Annotated in this window: 26 protein-coding genes and 1 riboswitch; of the genes, 22 read left to right on the top strand and 4 right to left on the bottom strand. The window is 46.7% G+C overall.

Features of this window, described 5'->3' with window-relative positions:
- Positions 1-121 precede the first annotated feature (121 nt).
- The 15 genes from I2B62_RS05000 (at position 122) to I2B62_RS04930 (ending at position 15,801) form a co-directional block, all read left to right on the top strand.
- The gene (locus I2B62_RS05000) at positions 122-1,540 is read left to right on the top strand and encodes a C69 family dipeptidase (protein ID WP_195267854.1); all 1,419 of its coding nucleotides are present in this window, start codon (positions 122-124) and stop codon (positions 1,538-1,540) included.
- A gap of 80 nt (positions 1,541-1,620) precedes the next feature.
- Positions 1,621-2,856, top strand: coding sequence for a DUF4147 domain-containing protein (locus tag I2B62_RS04995; RefSeq protein ID WP_195267853.1), 1,236 nt, complete (start codon positions 1,621-1,623; stop codon positions 2,854-2,856).
- 179 nt (positions 2,857-3,035) lie between these two features.
- Positions 3,036-4,964, top strand: coding sequence for an ABC transporter substrate-binding protein (locus I2B62_RS04990; protein WP_195267852.1), 1,929 nt, complete (start codon positions 3,036-3,038; stop codon positions 4,962-4,964).
- 107 nt (positions 4,965-5,071) lie between these two features.
- Positions 5,072-6,001 carry a MoxR family ATPase gene (locus I2B62_RS04985; protein ID WP_195267851.1) on the top strand — a complete coding sequence of 310 codons (930 nt, stop codon included), beginning with the start codon at positions 5,072-5,074 and terminating at the stop codon, positions 5,999-6,001.
- Between the two features lie 4 nt (positions 6,002-6,005).
- Positions 6,006-7,211: a DUF58 domain-containing protein gene (locus I2B62_RS04980; RefSeq protein WP_195267850.1), complete on the top strand. Its 1,206-nt coding sequence runs from the start codon at positions 6,006-6,008 to the stop codon at positions 7,209-7,211.
- On the top strand, positions 7,186-9,708 hold the full coding sequence (locus I2B62_RS20770) for a transglutaminase-like domain-containing protein (RefSeq protein ID WP_195267849.1): 2,523 nt from the start codon (positions 7,186-7,188) through the stop codon (positions 9,706-9,708). Before I2B62_RS04980 ends, I2B62_RS20770 begins: the two co-directional genes overlap by 26 nt.
- 98 nt (positions 9,709-9,806) lie before the next feature.
- Positions 9,807-10,175, top strand: coding sequence for a DUF4180 domain-containing protein (locus tag I2B62_RS04970; protein ID WP_195267848.1), 369 nt, complete (start codon positions 9,807-9,809; stop codon positions 10,173-10,175).
- Between the two features lie 57 nt (positions 10,176-10,232).
- Entirely contained in the window at positions 10,233-10,421 is a 189-nt protein-coding gene (locus tag I2B62_RS04965; protein WP_195267847.1) for a 4Fe-4S binding protein, read from the top strand.
- Positions 10,422-10,502: 81 nt separating this feature from the next.
- Positions 10,503-10,617: riboswitch (FMN riboswitch) on the top strand.
- A gap of 147 nt (positions 10,618-10,764) precedes the next feature.
- Entirely contained in the window at positions 10,765-11,865 is a 1,101-nt protein-coding gene (gene ribD / locus I2B62_RS04960; RefSeq protein WP_195267846.1) for a bifunctional diaminohydroxyphosphoribosylaminopyrimidine deaminase/5-amino-6-(5-phosphoribosylamino)uracil reductase RibD, read from the top strand.
- Positions 11,847-12,485, top strand: a complete 639-nt coding sequence (locus I2B62_RS04955; RefSeq protein ID WP_195267845.1) for a riboflavin synthase — start codon at positions 11,847-11,849, stop codon at positions 12,483-12,485. Before ribD ends, I2B62_RS04955 begins: the two co-directional genes overlap by 19 nt.
- Before the next feature lie 11 nt (positions 12,486-12,496).
- Positions 12,497-13,702: a bifunctional 3,4-dihydroxy-2-butanone-4-phosphate synthase/GTP cyclohydrolase II gene (locus tag I2B62_RS04950; protein ID WP_195267844.1), complete on the top strand. Its 1,206-nt coding sequence runs from the start codon at positions 12,497-12,499 to the stop codon at positions 13,700-13,702.
- Positions 13,703-13,719: 17 nt separating this feature from the next.
- On the top strand, positions 13,720-14,187 hold the full coding sequence (gene ribE / locus I2B62_RS04945) for a 6,7-dimethyl-8-ribityllumazine synthase (RefSeq protein WP_195267843.1): 468 nt from the start codon (positions 13,720-13,722) through the stop codon (positions 14,185-14,187).
- Positions 14,171-14,854, top strand: a complete 684-nt coding sequence (locus tag I2B62_RS04940; protein ID WP_195267842.1) for an HAD family hydrolase — start codon at positions 14,171-14,173, stop codon at positions 14,852-14,854. The genes ribE and I2B62_RS04940 overlap by 17 nt, the downstream gene beginning before the upstream one ends.
- A gap of 86 nt (positions 14,855-14,940) precedes the next feature.
- Positions 14,941-15,099: a hypothetical protein gene (locus tag I2B62_RS04935; RefSeq protein WP_195267841.1), complete on the top strand. Its 159-nt coding sequence runs from the start codon at positions 14,941-14,943 to the stop codon at positions 15,097-15,099.
- A gap of 222 nt (positions 15,100-15,321) precedes the next feature.
- Positions 15,322-15,801, top strand: a complete 480-nt coding sequence (locus I2B62_RS04930) for a DUF2798 domain-containing protein (RefSeq protein WP_195267840.1) — start codon at positions 15,322-15,324, stop codon at positions 15,799-15,801.
- 59 nt (positions 15,802-15,860) lie between these two features.
- Here I2B62_RS04930 and def read toward each other — a convergent pair whose 3' ends face one another.
- On the bottom strand, positions 15,861-16,307 hold the full coding sequence (gene def / locus I2B62_RS04925; protein WP_195267839.1) for a peptide deformylase: 447 nt from the start codon (positions 16,305-16,307) through the stop codon (positions 15,861-15,863).
- Positions 16,308-16,445: 138 nt separating this feature from the next.
- Between def and I2B62_RS04920 the strand changes: the two genes are divergently transcribed.
- The 5 genes from I2B62_RS04920 to I2B62_RS04900 all read left to right on the top strand — a co-directional run bounded on the left by I2B62_RS04920 (position 16,446) and on the right by I2B62_RS04900 (position 21,291).
- Positions 16,446-16,889 (top strand): GNAT family N-acetyltransferase, encoded by a 444-nt coding sequence (locus I2B62_RS04920; RefSeq protein ID WP_195267838.1) that lies wholly within the window; start codon positions 16,446-16,448, stop codon positions 16,887-16,889.
- Positions 16,890-17,074: 185 nt separating this feature from the next.
- Positions 17,075-18,454 carry an MATE family efflux transporter gene (locus I2B62_RS04915; RefSeq protein WP_347707793.1) on the top strand — a complete coding sequence of 460 codons (1,380 nt, stop codon included), beginning with the start codon at positions 17,075-17,077 and terminating at the stop codon, positions 18,452-18,454.
- 222 nt (positions 18,455-18,676) lie between these two features.
- Positions 18,677-19,210 carry a CarD family transcriptional regulator gene (locus I2B62_RS04910; RefSeq protein ID WP_195267837.1) on the top strand — a complete coding sequence of 178 codons (534 nt, stop codon included), beginning with the start codon at positions 18,677-18,679 and terminating at the stop codon, positions 19,208-19,210.
- The gene (locus I2B62_RS04905) at positions 19,186-19,668 is read left to right on the top strand and encodes a hypothetical protein (RefSeq protein WP_195267836.1); all 483 of its coding nucleotides are present in this window, start codon (positions 19,186-19,188) and stop codon (positions 19,666-19,668) included. Before I2B62_RS04910 ends, I2B62_RS04905 begins: the two co-directional genes overlap by 25 nt.
- A 354-nt stretch (positions 19,669-20,022) precedes the next feature.
- Positions 20,023-21,291: a M23 family metallopeptidase gene (locus I2B62_RS04900; protein ID WP_195267835.1), complete on the top strand. Its 1,269-nt coding sequence runs from the start codon at positions 20,023-20,025 to the stop codon at positions 21,289-21,291.
- 69 nt (positions 21,292-21,360) lie between these two features.
- Here the strand turns inward: I2B62_RS04900 and I2B62_RS04895 are convergent, their stop codons facing one another.
- Entirely contained in the window at positions 21,361-21,819 is a 459-nt protein-coding gene (locus I2B62_RS04895) for a TspO/MBR family protein (protein WP_207735934.1), read from the bottom strand.
- 398 nt (positions 21,820-22,217) lie between these two features.
- Here I2B62_RS04895 and I2B62_RS04890 point away from each other — a divergent pair, with 398 nt between their 5' ends.
- Positions 22,218-23,135, top strand: coding sequence for a ketopantoate reductase family protein (locus I2B62_RS04890; RefSeq protein WP_195267834.1), 918 nt, complete (start codon positions 22,218-22,220; stop codon positions 23,133-23,135).
- 145 nt (positions 23,136-23,280) lie between these two features.
- Here the strand turns inward: I2B62_RS04890 and I2B62_RS04885 are convergent, their stop codons facing one another.
- A complete protein-coding gene (locus I2B62_RS04885) occupies positions 23,281-24,171 on the bottom strand; it encodes an SDR family oxidoreductase (RefSeq protein ID WP_195267833.1) in 891 nt (296 codons plus the stop codon).
- A gap of 199 nt (positions 24,172-24,370) precedes the next feature.
- Here I2B62_RS04885 and I2B62_RS04880 point away from each other — a divergent pair, with 199 nt between their 5' ends.
- Positions 24,371-24,538 carry a hypothetical protein gene (locus tag I2B62_RS04880; RefSeq protein WP_195267832.1) on the top strand — a complete coding sequence of 56 codons (168 nt, stop codon included), beginning with the start codon at positions 24,371-24,373 and terminating at the stop codon, positions 24,536-24,538.
- Positions 24,539-24,598: 60 nt separating this feature from the next.
- Here I2B62_RS04880 and I2B62_RS04875 read toward each other — a convergent pair whose 3' ends face one another.
- A complete protein-coding gene (locus I2B62_RS04875) occupies positions 24,599-24,811 on the bottom strand; it encodes a hypothetical protein (RefSeq protein WP_195267831.1) in 213 nt (70 codons plus the stop codon).
- Positions 24,812-24,871: the final 60 nt, after the last annotated feature.

The following is a 24,871-nucleotide window of genomic DNA, read 5'->3' as shown; positions in this document are numbered from 1 at the left end:
CCTGTCTTTTTGAAATAATCCTTTGCCCAAACTGCATTCACTTTTGATAACCTTTCCAGTATCATTTAACCATAAGAAGAACACTGGTTATTTTGTTTTTATCATTCAGGAGGTAATTAAAATGTGTGATACTTTTGTAGCGTTGTCTGATATTTCGGCCTTAAATTCAGTTATTCTGGCAAAAAACAGCGACCGTCCGGCCTTTGACTGCCAGCCGATGGCTTATCATGAGGAAAAAACCTTTAGCGGCGGCGAGAAGCTGCAGCTTGCGTATGTAACGATTGATCAGGCTAAAAAAAGGTACAGAACCTTTGGTTCATCACCTTACTGGTGCTGGGGATATGAAGAGGGCATGAACGCGTTTGGCGTGACCATCGGCAACGAAGCGGTTTACACCAAGGATCTGACGGAAAACACAGAATCAGAGGAGGCCGGAAAACCGGTCGAGCGGGGAATCCTGGGTATGGAACTCATCCGCCTGGGACTTGAGCGGGGAAAAACCGCAGAGGAAGCCCTTGAGGTTATGACAAAGCTGGTTGAGACCTACGGACAGTGGGGCTCTGGCGTGCCAATGTCTGATACCATTTCAGGTTCATATAACAATTCTTATATTATCGCCGATAAAAAGGAAGCCTACATTCTTGAAACCGCTGGTAAGCGCTGGGCTGTCCGTAAAGTGGAAAAAGGCTACGCGGCCATCTCCAACGAAGTCAGTATCCGTACCGACATGACAAGGGGCTGTGAAGATCTTGTCGATCATGCGATTGAAAAAGGCTGGTGGCCAGAAGAAAAAAGAGATGCCTTTGATTTTGCAGAAGCATATATTAATCAGAACAATCCGCGCCAGGTTTCCCATATCCGTGTTCAGCGCGCGCGCCAGCTGCTTTCTCAGGCGGCAGGACGTGACGAAAAAATTGGCGTTATGGAAATGAAGCGTATTCTGCGCGACCATTATGAGGATACCTTTTTAGAAGGGCCGTATTTTAACGCATCGTCACCGGATTTTCTCACAATCTGTATGCACGACTCAACACCTGGTTTCACCTGGGGGAATACAGCCTCCTCGATGGTAGCAGTTTTACCGGACAATGATCAGAAGCTGCCAGTTATGTGGTGGGCGCCAGTGGTTCCGTGCTGCAGTATCTATATTCCGTTGTTCATTGATGCCAAGGGTTTGCCGGAGTACTTACAGAAGGCGGGAACCTTCGGAAAGACCATGTGCGCGCCGTCAGATGTTGACCGCGAAGATACCTATAAGGAAGGCTCCTTCTGGTGGGATATGCGTTCGCTGCTGGATGAAATTAACGGTGACGCAGAGGGCGCAACCTATGAACAGCGCCATGCCATAGTGAGAAGCCTGTTTGATGAGCTGGAAAGCAGATGGCTGACAGAAGTCGATGCGGTTGAAGCACGAGCCGTTGCGCTGAAAAAGGAAGGTAAAGAGCAGGAAGCGGCCGATATGCTTTACGCGTATACCGAAGCATGTGTCAAAGAAGCGCAGACAGCTATTGAGCGCTCTAAAAAGATGTTTCGCATTTAAGCGAGGCCTTTAGCTTTATAAAACAGTAAGACAGTCGTGGCAATCCGGAAATGTCCAAAATAAAAATAGAGGTTAAGAAAATGTCAAGTATCAGAGAAGACGCAGATTATATCATAAAAAAATCAATTAGCGCCGTTTTGCCAGACGAAGCGGTCAAAAGGGCACTTGAAAACAAGGATTTTGGAAATGGCCGGGTTCGGCTGGTAGCAGCAGGCAAGGCGGCATGGCAGATGGCACAGGCGGCAGACAAGGTGTTGGGAAAACGCATTGAGTCAGGAGTGGTCGTCACAAAATATGGCTATGATAAGGGCCCCGTCGCAGCCTATACCTGTATTGAAGCAGGACATCCCGTTCCGGATGAAAATTCATTTAGGGGAACGCAGGCGGCGCTGGAGCTGGTACAGGGCATGACACAGGAGGATACGGTTTTGTTTTTACTCTCGGGGGGTGGCTCAGCTTTATTCGAGGACCCGGTGATCCCTGGAGAAGAACTGGCTGATCTTACTGAACAGCTGCTGGCCAGCGGCGCAGACATTGTCGAGATGAACACACTCCGCAAGCGTGTGAGCCGGGTAAAGGGCGGGCGGTTTGCGCTGGCCTGTATGCCGGCGCAGATATACTGTATTGTGCTGAGCGATATTGTGGGCGACCCTCTTGATATGATTGCCAGCGGCCCGGCTTATCCCGACTCCTCGACAGCGGCAGATGCAAAGCGCGTGGCCCGGAAGTACAGCCTCAAGCTTTCTCCCGCTGTATGGGATGCTCTGGAACAGGAGACACCAAAATGTCTTGACAATGTTGAGACAGTGATAACCGGAAGCGTGCGTGAGCTCTGTTCTGCGGCAAAAATTGCTGCGGAGGAACGCGGATATAGAACCGAGCTCTTAACCGATCATCTTGATTGTGTCGCGCGGGAGGCAGGGACAATGCTGGGGGACATTGCCCTCACACATCAGGACACGGCTGAAAGCCGCGCCTGGATTGCCGGTGGAGAGACAGTGGTCCGTCTGACCGGTAAGGGCAGAGGCGGGCGCAACCAGGAAATAGCACTGTCGGCAGCGGATAAAATTTTCGTTTGTCGTGATACGGCTGTTTTCAGTGTCGGCTCAGATGGCACAGATGGCCCGACAGACGCGGCAGGGGGCTTTGTGGATGAGCACACAAAGCCGGCGTTAACGGCGCTGGGAATCTCGATTTTTGACATCCTTCAGGAAAACGACGCTTACCGCGCCCTTAAGGCCTGCGGCGGTCTGGTCATGACCGGAGCCACCGGTACCAATGTCAATGATGTCGCGATGGTTTTGGTAAAACGTTAAGGTGGCCTGTAAAATCTTTGTTTAAAAACAGTAAGTGGTTGCCTGTAAACATGAAGCGTGATAAAGTATAGTCAGGACTTAACAGCCTGAAGAAACGGTGCCGGCGTTAAGCCGGCATTTTTTTATTTTATTCTAAGGGTTTAATCATGTGATTGACAAAGTATATGGAGATATAAACCATGGAAGATAAAAAACAAATGGATGAAAAAGCGGCTGAACAGCTGAATTCGTTTATTTATACCGTAGCCCATGAATTAAAAACACCAGCCCGCGAAATCAGCCTGTATGCGGAGTTTATTGAGGAGGATAATAAGGAAAGGCTGGCGCCTCAATCCATTGAGGACCTTCATTCCATCCAGAAAACCTGTGAGGGAATGACCGATATGGTGAGTCGGCTGATGGAATACTCTAAAGCTGATCTTAAAGATATCGACCGGATACGCATCAATACACAGCTGCTTATCCGCCAGTGCTTTGAGGAACTGATGCGGGCCGCGCCGGATCGCAGGGTCACTTTAAACATGGCAGATTTGCCGGAGATTACAGGTGATATGTTTCTGATCAAGCTGATGGTTACCAATATTCTTTCAAACAGTATTAAGTTTACCCGAAACAAGTCAAGGGCGCGGATCAAGGTTTTTGCCACGTACCATGATGGCTGTGTGGCATTTCATTTTCGCGATAACGGCATTGGCTTTGATATGAACTATGCAAGCCGGATATTTGAGGCGTTTGAACGGCTTGGGAGCCATGAGGCATATGAGGGAAATGGCATCGGTCTGGCCACTGTGCGGCGTATCGCGGAGCGTTTTGACGGTAAAGCCTCGATTATGGGTCAGTCGGGAAAAGGCTGTGAGGTTACCATTTGCTTTCCGGAAGAAATGACCTATCTCGATGTGAAAATCCGACAGGACCGTCCCGTCATTAAAATTGGCATTATCGGAGATCTGACGGGTATTGCTTCAAAAGAAGAGCGGAGCAAGCAGGCCGCCTACCAGCTGGCAGTGAAGGAAATAAATGAGGCGGGAGGCGTTGATGGAAAACAGATTGAGCTGCTGATCCGAGACGACCGCTCACAGTCTGACCGGACCACCAGGGCAGCGCTTGAGCTTACGCAGCAGGAGCATGTGGATGTATTGATGGGCTCAACGCTGTCGCCCTCAAGAGATGTTATGCAGCGCTGCGCTCAGAAGACAAAAACCCTGTACCTTAATACGCAGCAGACTGAGGGCGGAGTGTCAGGTCATTATGTTTTTTGTCTGTCTGCGATGCCAGAGCAGCAGATGGAAAAAATGCTGGCTTATCTTTTTAAAAAGCACGGGCCCAAGTGTTATATTGTAGCCGCAGACTACAACTATGGCATTTTATCTGCCGAGTGGGTAAAATACCTTGTCCCCAAATTAGGCGGTGAAGTGGTGGGAATTGAATATCTGGATGAAAAAATGATGGATTTTACGTCCGTTATTGACCGTATCCTCCAGGTGCAGACCGATGTACTGTTTTCCATGTGTGTTTACCCAAACCAGGACCGTTTCTATCTTCAGTGGCATGAGCGCGGTTTAAACCATATCCCCAATGCAACTACACAGGTCGCTGCGGAGTATCCGTTGAATGTGGAGCTGAAAGCCCCGGTGCTCAAAAATATGTATGTAATGGCTTCGTTTATCGAAGAGCTTAAGACCCCCAAGGCACAGCAGTATGTAAAAAAATTCCGGACTCTGTACAATCACCGGAATGTCCCGTATATGAATATGGATACAGAAACAGCCTATACGGCCATGTATTTATATAAGCGGGCTGTCGAGATGGCCGGGACAACAGAGACTGAAGCGGTTATCTCGGCGCTGGAAAGCGGAAACGTTTATTATGACGGTCCCGGAGGACGAGTCACTGTTCGGGGGGAGGATCATCACACCACCCGTACCATGTCCTGCTTCCGAATAGATAAAGACCATCACGCAGAAGAAATTTTCCGGACAGAGCCTCAGCATTCCGATTATATTGAGTCAATGATCAAAAAGAATACTGGCGTGCAGGGAGGCATTAAAGCGCTGGGAATCAATGCTGAAAACCTTCAGTACAATATGCTCTTAGACAAAATCCGTTAAAAATACCATTGCAATGATCTTCTCTTGACTTGAAGTGCACTCCCAGTGATATAATGACAAAAAGTTTTCTGTCGTTTTGTATTTAAAGCATGAAATGAGGTTTACCAATGAACAGGATTGAGCAAATTTTGTTTGAGATCAACAAAGTAGTGGTGGGAAAAGAACCTGTAGTCAGAAAAGTTCTGATGGCAATTTTGGCAAGGGGACATATCCTTCTTGAGGATATTCCTGGTGTGGGAAAGACCACCATGGCTCTGGCCTTCTCCAGGGCAATGGATCTTTCCTATAAGCGTATGCAGTTTACGCCGGATGTAATGCCTTCTGATGTGACAGGCTACACAATGTTTCACAAAAAAGACGAACGATTTGTCTATATTCCTGGCGCGGCCATGTGCAATCTGTTTCTGGCGGATGAAATTAATCGTACTTCCAGCAAGACTCAATCAGCTCTTCTGGAGGTTATGGAGGAGGGGAGGATGACAGTGGATGGCGTGGCGCACAGTGTACCGCAGCCATATATTGTCATTGCCACTCAAAACCCCATCGGTTCTGCCGGAACACAACCCTTACCCGAATCCCAGCTGGATCGTTTTATGGTTCAGCTTTCACTGGGGTATCCGGATAAGAAGAGTGAGATAGACATGCTGCGCCGCAGACAGGCGGCTGTGCCGTTGGAACAGGTAAAAAATGTCCTTTCACATGAGGATTTATTGATTATGCAGCAGTCGGTTGATGCGGTTTTTGTCTCGGAGCCCTTGTATGACTATATTACAGATTTGGTGATCTGGACCCGCTCACAGCCCCTTATCCGTCTTGGTGTCAGCCCGAGGGGGACCATTGCGCTGTTAAGCATGGCTAAGGCATGCGCTTTTTTGCACCAGCGAGATTTCGTGACACCAAAGGATGTTCAGACTGTTTTTTCAGTAGTTTGCCGCCACCGCCTTTTGCTTGACGCTCAGGCACGGGCAGCGAGTATCGGGAAAATGCAGCTTCTCCAAAAGGCTTTGGAGGAGGTAGCGGCTCCCTCAATGGTATAGGATAATGAAAAAACAGCGCTTTTCCTATTTCCTTTTTCTGATGGCTGCCCTGGTCTTCCTTGTGTACTATCCAGGGTATATTTCACACCTTTTGTTTATCGTTATGCTTGTTTTGCCGTTTTTTTCTTTACTTTCGGTTCTGCCCGCCTATTTTGATCTGGAGTTTGATTTAACATTTGAGTCGGCAGACGCTGCAAAGCATGAGGATATTCCTTATGCTTTAACGATCCGCAACACCTCTTATTTTCCATGTGCTTATGTGTGCCTGATCTTATTTTACGAAAATGTGCTGGGCAGTACTTCTGGATCTGGCGTTCTTGAGTTGACGAAAAGCATCGCGCCGCTTGAGACCGCCGTGCTGCATTCAAAGCTTAGCTTTCAGTATTGTGGTAAAATCAGGCTTTTCGTAGAGAAAGCAAAAGTTTATGACCCGTTGCGGCTGTTTGCGCTCCCGGTTCGGCCGAAATCACTTTCCGGGGTTGGGGCATCAGTTTATATTATGCCGAATATCTGTGAATCTGATTATTTAAAGGTTCCTGCCGGATATACAGATTCTGACCAGAATACCCACGCTCTCTGGAAAGCCGGGTACGACCCGGGAGATATTTTTCAGCTGAGGGATTATCGGGCAGGAGACAGGGTTCAAAAAATCCACTGGAAGCTCAGCCAGCGTCTTGATACGCTCATTGTAAAAGATTTTAGCCTGTCAGAGGATTATTATATAAATTTTCTGATTGATTTTGGAAAAAAGACAACGATTGAAGCCATTGACCGGATATTGGATGCTTTTGCGACGGTTTCGGCGTCCTGTCTTGAACAGCAGATTCCTTTTACAGTTACATGGTTAGAAAAAGAGCTTTTGATAACAGAGACTGTTACAGAGACTGAGGCCTTTGTGCCAGTTTTATACTGTTTGCTGGAAGCACAGGCAACAGAGCAGCACGAGGTGATCAGACTGTTTGACAGCGCTGCTCCGGAGCATGCGGGAGGATACCTGATTGCTGTTATGGACGGTACCATAGGTGATCCGGCACGCGATAGGATGGCGGCAGACTGCCTGTCGGCCATTCTGCAAAAAAAACAGTACCGGTCAATCACAGCGCTGATGGCTGGGCCCAATCCAGAGCTCGTCAAAGCTTTGCGCGCTTCCGGCTGTGCGGTTTTCACACTGGAGGACAATATCGGTGAAAAAGAAGGGAGGCGCGAATAAGATGAAGCAGCAGCTTAAACTAATCTCTGGCCTCTATCTGCAGGGCATGATCCTCTTGCTTGCCTTGTTCGGCTCTTTGTATTCATTTCTGTGGAGCTTTGAGCTTCCTGTGCGTACGGGCGTGCTCAATATGGTTTTAGTGCTGTATGGACTGGTATTCCTTTTAATCTATTCTACGAAGAAATGGTGGATGGCCCTGACAGCGGCAATGGCGGCAGGGGCTGTTTGGACTTTTTACCACGTCAATGAGCTGGAGTGGGGCGCTCTCAACCTTTTCAGACAGCTGTTGCTCCAGTTTGATGCGCATTCCACCTGGTCCTTTATCCACATTCCAGAAACTGGACTCGAAGCGAGTGTTCAACTGCAGCTGGATACTCAGGCGGTTCTGTTTGTCCTTTTCTTTGTGGCGGCCATTTCAGGCTATTCAGTTATACGCCGCCCCAGCCTGATGGGTCTGCTGCTTTTAACCCTTCCCTTTGCCGTGGTGCCTATGATCTTTATGATTGTGCCGCCATTGCCGGCGTTGGGTTGTTTGATAGCGTCCTATGTGATGCTTTATGTATTCTGTATGAATACCGGGATAAGCCCGTTTCTAAAAATCAGAAGAAAAAGCAGGAAGAAGGATACGATTATTCTTTCCCGGGCGCAGCGCATGGCGGTATGGATGATGCTGCCGGTGGTTTTGCTATCCCTGGTATTTTCCTCTTTTATATTGCCACAGCAGGATTACAGTCGTCCTGAGAGTATTGACAGGCTTCGCAGCCGTGTGGATCATTTTGTTTTTGGCGGCTCGCTGGGAGGCGGGCTGCGAATGGGCAGCTTAAATAATCTGGGCAGTCTGCGCTTTACGGGAAAGACCGTACTTAAGGTAAAAACAACAAATGAAAGTCCGCTGTATCTGAGAGGCTACGCAGGCTCTGTATATAACGGGGAGTCCTGGGTGATACCTGCAGAAGAAGATTATGAACAGGCAATGGAGTATCCGGTATCGCTGAATCCTCAGAACTATTATGCTGAGGACCACCTGTTTATGGCGAGTATGTCTGCCAGTTCGCTTGGGAAACAGAGAAATACAGCCTACGAGCTGTCCGTCAAAAATCTTTCTTCTGACAGGAGTGCCCTTTTTCTGCCAAATGGATTGATTACAGATGTGAGCGAACTTGGAAATGCCCACTTTGTTCAGGACGTTTATGGTGCTGCTGGTCCCTTTAATGACGCAAACGGGTATACGGTCCGTGCCTTTACAGTAGCAGAGGATCCCCCTGATATTAAATTCGGAAGTGACGGCGAAGAGGATATGGACTTAGAACAGCTGTATTTAACGCCGTCACAGGCAGGAGCGGCCTCAGAGACCTATCGGGCGCGAACGGGCAGTGACGGCCTTCCGTACAGTGATTTCCGGCAAATGCAGCAGACCTATCGAAGGTATGTTTATAATACCTATACAACACTGCCGGAGGAGACAAAGCAGTCTGCTGAAGCCCTGTGTGCTCAGTATGGCCTTGACCCTGTGTTTTTAGATGACAATACAGGCCTCGGTCTTGATTTAAACCAGACCTGTCATCGGGTCGCCAGTCTGTTAGACGAACGTTGCGATTATACCAACCGTCCTGAGAAGATACCTGAGGACAAAGACTTTGCGTCCTATTTTCTAAATGAAAGCAGAGAGGGATATTGTGTTCATTTTGCGACAACCGCCACTGTTCTGCTGCGAGCGATGGGAATACCGGCCCGCTACGCAGAGGGCTATGTGATAACAGAGTCTGACTATAAAAAAGACCGCGACAGCGAGGGATATATTTCCATTGCGGATAGCCGCGCACACGCCTGGGTGGAAGTTTTTAACCCAGTACAGATGGAATGGTTTCCGGTTGAGATGACACCTAGTTTCAGCACCGCTGAGGGCCTTGGCACAGAAAATGACCGCTTCAATCGTTCCTCCTCATCCACTACGCAGCCTTCCACACATGAGGAATGGCCTGTACCCTCCGCGCTGCCAGAGCCTGTCCTGGAAGCCGAGGCACCAGAGGTTAAAATACCTGAAGCTGATACTGCTATTGGGCGTAAAGCGCTTGCCGCTTTTGGGGTGGCTGGTCTCTTTGCGGGAATTCTGTTCGCAGTTTGCCTGCTCAGGAGAAAGCTGATCTGCAGCCGGAGGCAAAGACTTACACATCAGGAGGATATTGACAGCGCAGTGCTCGAGGCAAGCCGTTGGATTCTGGCAATGCTTCGGTTTGCGGGATGCCCTGATATCAATAATCTGGATTCGCCGGAGGATTATACGGACGCTGTCAGACAAAAGCTTCCACAGGCCGACGCCTCCGGGCTTTTGGAAGTTCTGCTCTCAGCGCAAAAAGCCCGGTTTTCAAACACAGGCTGCAGCGAAGTCGAAAGGCAGGCCGTAATCAACTTTGGAAATAATTTGCTTAGACAGCTGAGCAGTAAGCTTTGCCTGAAATCGCGGCTGAGGTTTTACTATATCGAATGTCTTGGCTGAGGCCTGGTAGAAATCTGCATTTGACAAAAACAGAAAATCATAGTATACTCTCTAGCTAGCTGGAATTTGTACTGCAAATTTAGTTTAGGAGGACATTTATGAAAATTGAAAAGATTATGACAGACGAAGCGAACATTGCAGTTGTTTCCAGTGAAGCGAAAATAATTGTAGATACAGGGTCTGCATTGGATTTAATTATGACCGTACAATATGAAACCGGTGCGGACAGAATCGCCATTGATAAGGCGGCTGTTTCGGAAGAATTCTTTAGATTGAGCACAGGAATTGCCGGCGAGATTCTTCAGAAGTTCATTAATTACCGGATCAAAGCAGCCATATTTGGTGATTATTCAAAGTATACCAGTAAGCCCTTAAAAGATTTTATTTATGAAAGTAACCACGGCAGGGATTTCTTTTTCGTGGCAACGAAAGAGGAAGCCATTGATCGGCTAAAAGGTTACTTATAGGATTAAGTACAGATTCCAGAGTGTTTTAAGGACAGGGGCCAGGCCCAGGAGGAAAATATGGCGTATATTATTTCAAGTGAATGTATAGCCTGCGGCGGCTGTGTATCAGAGTGTCCGGTTTCGGCCATATCTGAAACAGATCGCCGGTATAGCATTGACGCAGATGAATGTGTGGACTGCGGTGTGTGTGTGGAAACCTGTCCAACCGGCGCTATTCTGACTGAACAGGAATTTTTGACACATTAAACGGCGCAGAAAAATTAATGGAGAGCCAGTCAAGCTATTGACAGTTAAAATAAACCGTGCTATACTACAACACAATTGAATAAACATCTTCAGGGCAGGGTGCAATTCCCTACCGGTGGTACAGCCCACGAGCCGCAAGGCATGATTCGGTGAAACTCCGAAGCCGACAGTACAGTCTGGATGAAAGAAGATAAACGATGGTTATGTTTAGTTTGCTCTGGAATGATTTTATCATTTCAGAGCTTTTCTATTTCTTAAAATAATCTGGATACAGGAAACTGTTTTTTTAGATGCCTTGAATGATTTTATTCAAGGTATTTTTCTTTTTCAGGAGGTGTTGAATTTGACCGATCAGCATTATATGCGACTGGCTCTTGAGCAGGCATGGAAGGGCTGCGGCTTTGTTAATCCCAATCCTATGGTAGGGGCCGTCCTTGTAAAAAACGATCATGTCATTGGAAGAGGAGCGCACGAGCGCTATGGCGGGCCCCATGCAGAGCAAAATGCCATTGACGACTGTTCTGGTAACTTAGAGGGCGCCACCCTTTATGTGACCCTTACACCGTGCTGCCATTTTGGCAAGACGCCCCCCTGTACTGAGGCGATTTTGAAAAGCGGTATAAAACGTGTGGTTGTCGGCGCTCACGACCCCAATCCACTGGTGGCAGAAAAAAGCATTGAGATGCTCAGGCAGCATGGTGTGGAGGTCGCAACTGATGTTTTGCGTCAGGAATGTGATGCGCTGAATGCGGCGTTCTTTCATTTTATCAGAACACGCACGCCCTATGTCATTTTGAAATACGCGATGACCATGGACGGGAAGATCGCCACAGTATCGGGAAAATCGAAGTGGATTACAGGGGAGACGGCAAGAGAGAGGGTTCACCAGGACCGCAAACGCTACACCGCTATTATGACTGGAATCGGAACCATCATGGCGGATGATCCGCTGCTGACATGCCGGATACCAGAAGGGAGAGACCCTGTCCGAATTGTATGTGACACAACACTGCGCATCCCATTAACTGCAAGGGTGGTAAAGACAGCACACCGGACAAGGACGATCATTGCGACCAGCAGCGACGAAAAAAAGCGGTCCCGTCTTTGTGAGGCGGGCTGTGAGATTCTTATGGTACCGGCTGAAAACAACAGACTTGATTTGAAAGCCCTGATGAAGCAGCTTGGTGAAATGAATATTGACAGCGTCCTGCAGGAAGGCGGGCCTAGGCTTAACAGCGCCGCTCTGGAGAGCGGAATTGTCAACAAGGTGCAGGCCTACATTGCCCCAAAGCTGTTTGGAGGCCAGCATGCACAAACGCCGGTTGGCGGTAATGGCGTCGATTTACCCAGGAAGGCGTGGCATTTGTCCGCACCGGTGATTACACAGCTTGGACAGGATATTCTTTTAGAAAGCGAGGTGCTTCCATGTTTACAGGAATCATAGAGGAAATGGGTACGATCCAGTCCATCCGAAGAGGCGCGGCTTCAAGCGTGATGACACTTGAAGCCGGAATAGTTTTGGAGGACACACAGGAGGGGGACAGCATCGCTGTAAACGGCGTCTGCCTGACCATAACGGATTTTTCGTCCTCGGACTTTACGGTAGACATAATGCACGAGACACTGACGCGCTCATCCCTCAGTACTCTGCGCCCTGGTGACGTTGTTAACCTGGAGCGTGCCATGGCCGCTAATGGCCGGTTTGGCGGTCATATTGTGTCTGGGCATATCGACGGAACCGGAAAGATAACAGATGTTAAAAAGGACGATAACGCTGTTTGGTATACCATTCAGACCAGCAGCGGCCTTTCACGCTATATCGTCGAGAAAGGCTCCATCGCTGTTGACGGTATCAGTCTGACTGTGGCCTCTGTGAAAGGAAACCTATTCAGTGTTTCCGTTATTCCGCACACAGTAAAAAAAACCATTTTATCCCAGAAGGGCGTGGGTGCCTGTGTCAACCTTGAGAATGACTGCATTGGCAAATATGTCGAAAAGCTGTTTGGCACAGCGCCGCACCAGAGCGGCATTACAAAAGATTTTATCAAAAAATTTGGCTATTAAGGAGGCAGAAAATGATTGAATTTAATACAATTGAAGAAGCGCTGGAGGAACTGCGGAAGGGCAGGATTATTTTAGTGACAGATGATGAAGACAGAGAAAATGAAGGTGATTTTGTATGTGCCGCAGAATTTGCAACCACCGAGAATGTTAATTTTATGGCCGTACACGGAAAAGGCCTAATCTGCATGCCGATGGGGATTGAGCTGTGTGAAAAGCTCCGTTTTCCCCAGATGGTTTCAGACAATTCAGATAACCATGAGACCGCCTTTACAGTCTCTATTGATCATGTTGCTACAACCACTGGTATCTCGGCTGAAGAACGTGGCATGACAGCGCGCCGGTGTGTCAGTGATGCTGCAAGGCCTGAGGATTTCCGCCGTCCAGGACATATGTTCCCGCTCATGGCAAAGAAAAACGGTGTTCTGGAACGAAATGGGCATACCGAGGCTACCGTTGATTTAATGCGGCTGGCAGGGCTTAAACCATGCGGTCTGTGCTGTGAAATCATGAAGGATGACGGCTCCATGATGCGCTCAGTGGAACTGGCTGAGCTGGCTGAAAAATGGAATATGAAATTTATAACCATTAAAGCTCTGCAGGCTTACCGAAAAAGGCATGACCGTCTGGTAGAATGTGTCACTTCCACAGATATGCCCACAAAGTACGGCCATTTCAAAGCCTTTGGATACGTGAACAGGATGAACGGTGAACACCATATCGCGCTGGTAAAGGGCGAAATTGGAGAGGGTGAGAATCTTCTGTGCCGGGTCCACTCTGAATGCCTGACAGGGGATGCTTTTGGGTCAATACGCTGCGACTGCGGGCAGCAGTTTTCCGCGGCTATGACACAGATCGAGAGGGAAGGGCGCGGCGTTTTGCTGTATATGCGTCAGGAAGGCAGAGGTATTGGCCTGATCAATAAGCTAAAGGCCTATGAGCTTCAGGACCGCGGCATGGATACGCTTGAAGCGAATCTGGCCCTGGGATTTGCCGGAGATTTGCGGGAATATTTTATCGGAGCGCAGATTTTGCGGGATTTAGGCGTTAAAACTATGCGCCTTTTAACCAACAATCCCGATAAAATATATCAGCTTTCGGATTTTGGCATGACGATTATTGAACGTGTGCCGATCCAAATCGCCGCGACCGACTATGATCGGAGTTACTTAAGGACCAAGCAGACCAAAATGGGACATTTATTAAATGAATCTTTATAAAATAAAGGAGAAAAATCATGAAAGTATTTGAAGGAAAACTCGTATCAAAGGAAATTAAGGTAGGGATTGTGGCTTCACGGTTTAATGAATTTATCACCTCCAAGCTGCTTTCGGGCGCACTGGATGGCCTGAAGCGCCATGAGGTTAAAGAAGAGGACATTGATGTGGCGTGGGTACCCGGTGCTTTCGAGATTCCACTCATTGCGGCTAAAATGGCGGAATGTGGAAAATATGACGCGGTCATCTGTGTGGGCTCTGTTATCAGAGGCAGTACCTCGCACTACGATTATGTCTGTAACGAGGTCTCTAAAGGCATTGCTCATGTGTCTCTAAACAGCGAAATTCCGGTAATGTTTGGCGTGCTCACCACAGAAAATATTGAACAGGCCATTGAGCGGGCTGGTACAAAAGCCGGAAACAAGGGCTTTGACTGTGCCATCGGCGCCATCGAAATGGTTAATCTGATCCATGAAATTGAAGCCTGAGACCAGGGTCATTATCTTTGATTATGACGGTACGCTGCACGACAGCCTCCGTATCTATGCGCCGGCGTTCCGCAAGGGCTACGACATGCTGGTACGGCAGGGCTATGCTCCGGATAGAGCATTTACAGATCTGGAGATCAGCCAGTGGCTGGGCTTTTCAGTATGGGAAATGTGGCAGCGCTTCATGCCAGGGCTTCCTCAAAAGGCGCGGGAAGCCTGCAGCCAGATGATCGGCCGTGAAATGGTTCGCCTTACAGAAGAAGGGAAAGCGGTTCTGTACCATGGCGTTCCAGAAGCCTTGGCGTGTCTGAAAGCAGACTACCGTCTGATGCTGCTGAGCAACTGTAGGCGGAGCTATCTGGAGGCGCACCGCCGCTATTTTAATCTGGACAACTATTTTGAGGCTTTCCACTGTGCGGAGGATTATCATTTTATGCCAAAATGGAAAATTCTGCGCACGGTCCGGGAGAATTCTGAAATAAGCCAGGCTTTCGTGGTTGGGGACCGCTTGCAGGATATGAAGGCAGCACAGAAAAACGGACTGCCTGCCATTGGCTGCGCTTACGGATATGGCAGTAGAACGGAGCTTGCAGGCGCGGATAAAATTGTACAGACTTTTGATGAGCTTCACAAGGCCCTGAAAGAGATAAACCGCCATTGTATTTAATCTGAAAATTAAGATATTCAAATTGATGTGCATTTTCAACCAAGAATCTGTTATAATAAAAATCTAAGAAAGAAGGAATGTTATTTATGAGAAATGCACAAGAGTATAAAGGTTATTATTTAGATATTTTTTACGCCGACGGATTAGTGAACGGCATCATTCAGCAGACTGAGGAAGAGCTCCAGGGTCTCACCATTGAAGAGGTCATACGGGAATTTAAAAGAAAAGTCAACATGATCAGCTGATAAAAGGCTGGAATTTACAAAAAGATATCCGTTACATCAAAAAAGTACTTACACTGCAAATTTTTTTATGCTAGTATTATTATATATAATAATTGAATAAGAGCTAAAACTTTTTGGTATTTATTGGAAACGACACATCTGTATAACAAGCAGATGATAACGAACAACACAGCGGTCGTTTTCAGACTCTTTTTTCATTTTGTCAGAAAAGGAGAATTTTAAATGCCAAAAACAAAATTACAAAACGTTATTTTCACACTTTTAATGGCCTTGGTCATGGTTTACGCCCTGATCTGCTATAATATTGCGCTGGACAAGGGCGCGCTGAGCAATGAGGTATTTTTGCTGGCTTTTCATGAGCTTGTGATCATGTGGCCCCTGGCGGTGGTCCTTGAATTATTTGTTGTCGAAAAGCTGGCGCAGAGGCTGGCCTTCCGGATCATAACGCCTGAATCGGACAAACCGGTCTTTGTTATTCTTACCATATCGGCGATGACGGTCTGCCTGATGTGCCCAATGATGAGCCTGGTCGCGACCATTTTGTTCAAAAATCCCGGGAGTGAAATCATTGCCGCATGGTTTCAGACAACAGCCATGAACTTTCCGATGGCTTTGTTCTGGCAAATCTTTTTTGCCGGCCCCTGTGTGCGTTTCGTTTTTAGAATGCTGTTTAAAAAGCAGCTGGTTGAGGAATTTGAATAAGTGTTTATCTGAGCATCGCGGACCAAAAGGTCCTGCGGTGCTTTTTTTAATGTGGGCGTTCAACAGGACTGTACCCGCTCCGTGAACACGATTCCCTGTAAGTGATCGATCTCATGGCAGAGACATTTTGCCATTTCACCGCTTACATCTAAGTGAACCGCTTGACCGTTCTCGTTCAGTGCCTGGAGCTTGACAGCTCTTGGGCGCAGTGTTCTCAGGTGGCGGCCTGGGAAACTAAGACAGGATTCCATACATTCCTGCATGCCCTCGGTCTCAATGATTTCAGGGTTGATAAGCTTGAGACGATACCCGGCGTAATCAATGACAATGAGCTGAAGAAGGATCCCGGCCTGATTAGCGGCTAAAGCGGCAGCGCCGGGTGTAAGCGTCAGCGTGTTCATCATCGCATCCAGCAGACTGCGGATCGAATCATCGACCACAGAAACTTTTTGGCATTTTTGTCTTAAAACAGGGTCATCATTATAGTGCAGTGTAAGCTTAGGCATGGCGCTCTCCCTTGGATAGTTATTTTGAAAATATTGTATACCGGGGATGCAACCATGTCAATGCTTGCTTTTTTTGCTGCTAATGGAGAAAAGTATGCTATAATGAGGTGAAAATGAAAGTCTTGGGAGGAAAGAATTTTGCATTACCGAAAAGCAACCATTGACGATATTGACCTCTTGTGTGAAATACGAAAGACACAATTAGTCCATGAGGGACTGGAGCCGATATTTTCTATTGATGACGAGCTGCGGGCCTTTTTCAGAGAAAGCTTTAAAAACAAGACGATGATGGAGATACTGGCAGTAGAGGATGAAAAGATTGCAGCCACCGGCGCGGTTATCTTTTACGCTTATCCGCCGAGCTATTCAAATAAAACCGGTATGTCGGCCTATATCACCAATATGTTTACAGAGCCAGCATACCGCGGACAGGGCATCGCTACCAAAATCCTGGATATGCTGGTAAAGGAAGTCAAAAACAGCGGTGTAACCATTATAAGGCTGCGGGCGTCAAAATTTGGGATGCCGGTTTATAAAAAATATGGTTTTGTCGAGGAATCGGATTGGCTGCGTCTTAAATAGATAAAATCATGCTTGATTTTTCCGGAAAAAATATGATAGAATGAGGCTGCCGAGTAGCAGATGCGTAAATCCAGGATTGGATTTACGCATTTTTTGTTGCAAAGTATTAAGAGTTTATGGCAGCTTTTCTTAAAAGTCTCCAAAATATGAGCGGAGCTCAAAAACAGGAGGTTGCTTTGAAAGCAGTGATGACAGAAAACAAAATGGGTGTGGCACCCATTGGCCGGCTGATGTTAACAATGGGTGTTCCCATGATTTTATCCATGGTACTACAGGCCTTTTATAATATTGTTGACAGCTATTTTGTGAGCTGTATGAGTGATACAGCCAGCATTACAGGGATGGGGGAATACGGTGTCAATGCCCTGACCCTGGCTTTCCCCATACAAATGCTCATGGTTGGCATAGGCGTGGGGACTGGTGTTGGGATCAACGCCCTGCTCTCACGCTATCTGGGAGAAGGAAACAGAGAGCGGGCGAGTAAAATCGCAGGAAACGCAGTTTTCCTGGGTTTTTGCACCTATGCGGTGTTTTTATTGGTAGGGCTGTTCGGCGTGGAGGCGTATATGAAGTCCCAGACCAGCGATCCGGTTATTCTGGAGATGGGGGTCGGCTATTTAAAAATCTGTACGATTTTATCCTTTGGCGCTATTTTATTTATGATTTATGAAAAGCTGCTGCAGGCTGTTGGCCGGACCGGGCTTTCAACCATTGCACAGATCGTGGGCGCTGTGGCCAACATTATTCTTGACCCAATTTTTATTTTTGGCTATTTTGGGATACCGGCAATGGGAATAAACGGTGCAGCTTATGCAACAGTTATCGGCCAGATGATTTCCCTGGCGCTTGGCTGTATCTTCCAATACGGTTTTAATAAGGATGTAGATCCAGGGTTTAAATACCTGAAACCGCAAAGGTCAATTATACGTGAGATTTATAAAATCGGGATTCCGGCGATCCTGATGCAGGCGCTGATGTCTTTTATGACCTATGGGGTAAACATCATTTTCGGCCGTGTGTCGGGCTCGGTTGTGACAGCCTACGGAGTATACTATAAAATACAGCAATTTGTATTTTTTGCGGCCTTTGGTCTGAATAACGCACTGATCCCCATTGTTGCCTTTAACTATGGCATGCAGGATAAGCAGCGTATAAAAGACGGGATTAAATACGGGATGGTCTATACCATTGCCATCATGCTCATCGGGGCTGTCTGCCTTCAGATTTTTGCCTATCCGCTTATTGGGATTTTTGCTTTGTCAGCAGAGACACAGAGCCTGTGCGTCCGCGCGATCAGGATTGTTACGCTGGGGTATCTCTTTGTAGGCGCTAATGTGGCTTTTCAGGGGATATTCCAGGCTTTTGGCAATGGAGTGCGCTCGCTGATTATTTCACTGATCCGTTTGATGGTGGTGGTTCTCCCACTGGCTTACTACCTTACAACGCTGCCAAACGCACAGGAGGTGGTCTGGTGGGCCTTCCCGATAGCTGAGGGTGCAGCGCTTCTGGTGGCTCTGTTTTTTATGAAAGGTGTTGCAAAAGAGAAAATAAAATCGATTCAATGAAAAAGAAAGCCGGGAACAAATTAAAAAGATGCCTGATATTAAACACAAAACAAATATTCTCTTAAAAAAGAACTGACAATTTTTTTCTGTAAATGTTAAAATATAGTTAAAGGTCATATAAGTGGCGATAACAAGCTCTGACTGAGAGAAAATCATAAAGCTTAAAGATATCAGCTATATTTAGAAAGTGATAACAGAAAGGATGAGAGGCGATTGTTTAAAATGAATGACACAGTTTTGTATGGAACAGAGGGCGTATGTAAAATCAAGGATATTGTCAGGGAAAACTTTGGTGGTGGAACGATGGAATATTATGTTTTACAGCCAATTTATAAGGACAGTCTGACCATTTTTGTTCATACAGGAAACGATCATTTAATTTCAAAGATGCGCCGGGTTTTATCCAGACAGGAAATTGACGAGATTATCCGAACCATGCCGGAGGAAACGCTGCTGAATATTGAAAATGAGAGCACACGTGAAATAAAATATCAGGAAATTATTAACAGCGGTGACCGCAGGGCTGTTGTCAAGTTGATCAAAACCATCTATCTTCGTCAAAAGAGTCGCAAAGAGCAGAAGAAAAAGCCCTACGCGACTGATGAACGTTTTTTAAAGGAGGCTGAGAAGCTTCTTTATGATGAGTTTGCGCTCGTCTTAAATGTAAAGCCCAACCAGGTTTTACCCTTTATTATCAAACAAATTGAACAGTCAAAGAAGGAGAAAAGTCCATGTATGCAGCCGGCGATTATCTGATTCTTAAAAATGATGGCATCTGGCAGGTATCAGAAATTGAGACAGACGCTGAAAGCGGCGAGGCTGTACGTTATACCCTCACAAACACTAGGGAGCCAGCCGTAAGTCAGAGTGTTAAGGCCAGTTCAGGGGTGCTCTTGAGAAAGGTAGCATCAAGAGAGGATTTAACAGAAATCCTGAGCAGAATTCCATACACACGTACCATACAGGCGCCGAACAATAAAATACGTGAGGAACTGTACGAGACGGCTATGGAGGCATATGATGAGCTGGAATGGATCCGCGTTATCAAGACTGCTTATTTAAGGAAAGAGGAGGGTAAACAGATGCCCTTTGAAGAAAAATACAGTCAGCAGGCTAAGGATTATTTTCACCGAGAGGTCGCGCTGGTGATGGAGATTTCCTTTGAGCAGGTGGAGACATATATCGCTGAAGCGATTGCAGATGATTTATGGTAGTTCAGGCAGCATGCTTTTATATAAGGCGGTTTGTCAGAAGGAGGTGAAATTCAGATGAAACACATTAAGGAGACTTGTTTAGAGCAGACCATTCATTCTTAAAAGACAGTATAATGCCTATGCGGTAGGCGATTATTTAAACTGACAATTTAAGATTAAAACGTACGCATAAAACTATGTGTGCGTTTTTTATTTTTGCTGATTCCGGGTATTTTCAAACGTTAAGGGTAAGAATCTATAAAACAAAAAGCTGAATTCAAATAGATCTTTTTTGTTTTTATAAGCACGGCTCAAGCGATACATTCGCCTTTTTGTGTTATAATGGGAATACTATTTGAAAGCCAGGAGGAAAAAATGAAAAAGAAGTCCGTTTTCTCTTTGACATTGGTATTATTATTTTTTGTATCAACAGTTCTTTCACCGGTTTACGCCGAATCCGAGGAAGAGCTTCAGAAAAAGAAGGAAGAAGCCAGCCAAAAGAAGGCTGAGTACGAGTATCAAATTGACATGAAGCAGGATACAGCTGAGGGAATCGAAAACGAGATCAATAAGGCTGAGGAAAAAATCAAAACCATCACCGAGAAGGTCAACAGCTTTGACGGCCAGATCAGCGAGATTAATGCCAACCTTGAGGCGAAGAACCAGCAGCTCGCAGGCACTCAGGCAAAGCAGGCCGAACAGGAAAAAGACCTTGAGGAACGTCTGAGGGTTATGTACATGTTTGGCAATGAGGGGTATGCCAGCGTCCTCTTCTCATCAAACAGCTTTACAGATTTTATCGCTAAGGCTGACATGATCCGTCTGATTGCTCAGGCTGACCGAAATGCGGTCAATGCTCTGGAGGCCACCGCAAAACAGGTTAAGGTCCAGCAGGAAGAAATAAAAACCGTTAAAGGCCAGCTGGAATCGCTGAAACAGGAACAGGAAATTGCATTGGCCAGCCAGAATAGCATTAAGGAACAAGAAAAACAACTTTTAGCAGATAATCAGCATGTGATGGATGAGCTGCAGGCAAGAGCAGACGCGGAACAGGCTATCTATGCGGCTGCTGATAACAGCTTGGCGGCTATTGCAGCTGAAAGAGAGGCCGAAGCCCAGAGGAAGCTTCAGGAATGGAGAGAGAATCAAGGCGGTGGAAACAATAGTGGTGGTGGCTCTGGCGATACAGGAGGCAGTTCGGGATCAACAGAAGAGCCAACGCCAGATCCAGGTCCGGCACCATCGGTTGGGCTTATATGGCCTATTGCTTCGCAGTATTACCCGAAAGAGTGGGATGACATGTATGGCAACCGAATTCATCCGATTACCGGCGTATGGACTTGGCATAGTGGCTATGATATGGCTGCACCTGAGGGTACATCTGTTTTTGCGCCAGGTGACGGCATTGTAACTTATGCCGGTTGGAATGGTGGCTATGGAAAATGCGTTATGGTGGCTGTGGATGGTGGAACAGTTCTGTTCGGTCATTTAAGTAGCATTGATGTTTCTGAAGGGCAATTCGTACGCCAGGGTGAACATGTTGGTGGTGTAGGCACAACCGGGAACTCCACGGGAAATCACCTGCACTTAAGTTTTCTTGTAAACAACGACTACGTCGATCCATTAAACTATATGCATTGGTAATAAAATATATTAAAAAAACAAGGTGCCGGATCATACTCTGCACCTTGTTTTTTTATTTGACCACAGTGCTTACTTGTTTTTGTACCATACAGAAGCATTCAGGCAGAGTGCGAAGGAAACCCAGAGAATATAAGGCAGCAAAAGTTTTGCGGCAGTTTTGCTTACCTTGGCGTATTCCCTGGCGGTGTAGAGGATGGCCAGCAGAAGTGTCGTCATTTCGATCAGGGCAGCGCCTCTTAAATGAAATTTGAAAAACAGAAAAGACCAGATAAAATTCAGACTGAGCTGAAGCCCATCCGCCTCCATAATTCCCTTCTTTTCATCTTCATCTGCGGCCTCGAGAGCCTTGTATTTCGCAACACCCATCAAAGTGTAGAGCGTTGTCCACGCCACAGGAAATGCCCATTTAGGCGGTGCAAAGCCGGGTTTATCCAGCTCAGAATACGCCTTGACATCCTTTGATATGGCCTTGCCAACTACCGAGCCAACAGCCAGAGGTACAGAGATGCAAGCTGCTAACCGTTTCATATTTGTTTTTTTAGAAAATTCAGACATTATAATCAATCCTTTCAATGTATTTATAAGTAATTTACCCGGAGGCATCCTTTTAAAACCAAACGTACTAAAAATCTGAAGTTTTACTAAGGCGTGAGTTATCCCGGGAACAAAAGGTATATATAAAGATAAAAAAGTAAAAAGAAAGCGAGTGACAGAGCATGTACTTATTGATTGGGTTAGGTATTTTTTCGGCAGGTGTTTTTGCCGGTATTGTAATCGCATCATTAATGGTGGTCTCGGGCCAGAATAACCGCAATCGGTTTTAACTTTATGTCAATAGAGGCAGGAAACCTGCTTCTGTTTTTTTGCCCAAAATTGGACTTGCCGGTAAGAATATGGGATAATAAATAAAAAATCGCGAGGCAGAAATGAAAATAAATAAAATTGCATTAATCGGCGCCGGCGCGCTGGGGGTTCTGTATGGAAACCGTCTGACCGAGACCTTTGGCAATGACCGTGTTTTTTTTATCGCAGACCGCGGGCGTATTGCGCGCTATCGGGAAACACCCTTTACCTGTAACGGCAAGCCCTGCGGCTTTCGCTACGTCGAGGATACTGCTGAGGGAGAAACCGCGGATCTTATCATCATCTCTGTAAAGTATACCGGTATTGATCAGGCGGTAAAGAGCATTCGCCATTTTGTGGAAAGGCATACCATAATTATTTCGCTGCTCAACGGTATTGCCAGCGAAGAGGTGATCGCCAAAGTCTACGGACAGGAGCATTTGCTTTATTGTGTGGCTCAGGGAATGGATGCGGTAAAGGAAGGGCCAAAAGTCCACTATGACAGCGGGGGCGTTTTACTGTTGGGAAGCCATGACAACAGCAGAACAGAGCCGCTGGAGGCTGTTGCGAAACTGATGGAAGAAGCCCGGATATGCTATGAGACGCCCCAGGACATTCATTACTGTCTGTGGAATAAGCTTATGCTGAATACTGGTGTCAATCAGACTGCGGCGGTTTTTAAGACCAATTACGGGGGCCTGCAGCAGGAAGGTGAGGCCAGAACCCTGATGCTGAAGGCAATGGAAGAGGCCCGGATCGCGGCAGCATATGAGGGCGTTTGCCTGACAGAAGGGGATATTGCTAAATGGATGCAGGTTCTGGATACCCTGAATCCTGAGGGAATGCCCTCCATGCGCCAGGATACCAAAGCGCACCGGAAAACAGAGGTGGAGCTGTTTTCCGGGACAATCTGCAAACTGGGTAAAATGCATGGCTTTGGAACACCGGTTAACGACTTTCTTTATAAACAGATCCGTCAAATAGAGGCTTCATATGATTAAAACCATGCCATTCGGGTAAATTATCATTAGCCGCTTAAAGAGCGGTGGGATCGAAGAGATCTCTGGGATACCCTTCAGTGTGACTGAGGGGTATTTTTTTGCCTAATAAAAAAGCCAGCGTTAGCTGACTTTTGATTGAGTTTGATTATCCGTTGACGACTTCGCCGCCGTTTACGTGGATTACCTGTCCGGTTACATAGCTTGAATCACTGCTGGCAAGGTAAACATAGGCCGGTGCAAGCTCATAGGGCTGACCGGGGCGGTCAAGGGGGACATCCTTGCCAAAGCGTTCGATGTGCTCTGGACTGAAAGTCGAGGGGATGAGCGGCGTCCAGATTGGGCCTGGCGCCACACCGTTTACACGGATTTCTTTGTCCAGGATCTCCTGATTGCCGGACAGTGCCCTTGTAAAAGAGACAATAGCGCCTTTGGTTGCAGAATAGTCCAGCAGTGTGGAGCTGCCACGGTAGGCTGTTACCGAGGTGGTGTTGACAATGGCTGCGCCCTTGCTGAAATGTGGAAGAGCCTCCTTGACCATGTAAAACATGCTGAAGATGTTGGTTCGGAAGGTGCGGTCAAGCTGGGCTGGTGTGATCGCGGTAATGCTCTCAGCCACATGCTGTTCACCTGCGTTATTTACCAGTACATCAATATGACCGTACTTTTCAATCACCTGCTGCACCGCTTTCTGAACAAAGACATCATCGCCCACATCGCCTTTTATGGACAGGGCATCAGCGCCCAGTTCCCTGACGCGCTTTACGATCGCTGCGGCGTCATCGTCAGAATCCAGATACAGGATTGCAAGTCTGGCGCCCTCTTTAGCAAAGGCGATGGCGACGGCACCGCCGATACCGCTGTCGCCACCGGTAATGACAGCGACCTTGTCCTTAAGTTTTCCGCTGCTTTGATAGTCTGGGCTCTCCATAACCGGTTCGGGTGAAACATTTTTTGTAGAATCATCAATATAATATCCCTTTTGTGGCTCCTGGGTCTTTATCCTGAGATGTGTTTGATTTTCTTTTTCATTTTTCATAATAATACACCTTTCTTTTTAATCGTTGCTACTAATTGGATACCCGATTCAGCTTTTAAAGCCACAATAACGTTTTCGCTTTTAGATACACTAAAGTTTTCTTTTTTCTGAATAAAAGCTTGAGAGATCATAGAAAATGGTAAAAGCGCTTAAAAATCGGGTAAACAGTAATTAACAATTATTAATGGAGGAAATTAACATGAAAGATGATAAAAGAATTGAACCAACTAACGACGGCAAAGGCGTAATCGAACAGCGTGCCGGTGAAAAGGAACGCCCAACCAACGACGGTAAGGGTATGGAGGGCAACGACAAGGATAAAAAATTCTTTGGCGCGCGAGCCCTGGAGGAAGACGAAAAAGAATAAAACCACATTATAAAGGAGCTGCGTATTTTCGCAGCTTTTTTTGCATAAAAAAGAAGCCAGTCAAGACTTCTTTTGCTGCGAACTGTAAATCCAGAAGCTGCCGATGGGTGTATTGTTGTTGTCAATTTGGCAGCCTAAGGCTTCAGCGGCCTGTAGTACATCCTTTTGAGAAAAAATTTCAAAGATATTAACCTTCATTTGTCCCTCAGAGTTAAAGCCGTTCTCTGCCATCTGGTCAGAAAGGTATTCTTTTAAAAATGCGATTTTATTCATATTCGTGCACTCCTTTTATTAAGTATGAATAAACATACCCAAAAAAGGAAAGAACAAATC

Source organism: Eubacterium sp. 1001713B170207_170306_E7 (genome assembly GCF_015547515.1).
Taxonomy (GTDB): domain Bacteria; phylum Bacillota; class Clostridia; order Eubacteriales; family Eubacteriaceae; genus Eubacterium.
The sequence above is the reverse complement of the archived record's forward strand: the minus strand, read 5'-3'. Positions and strand labels throughout refer to the sequence as shown.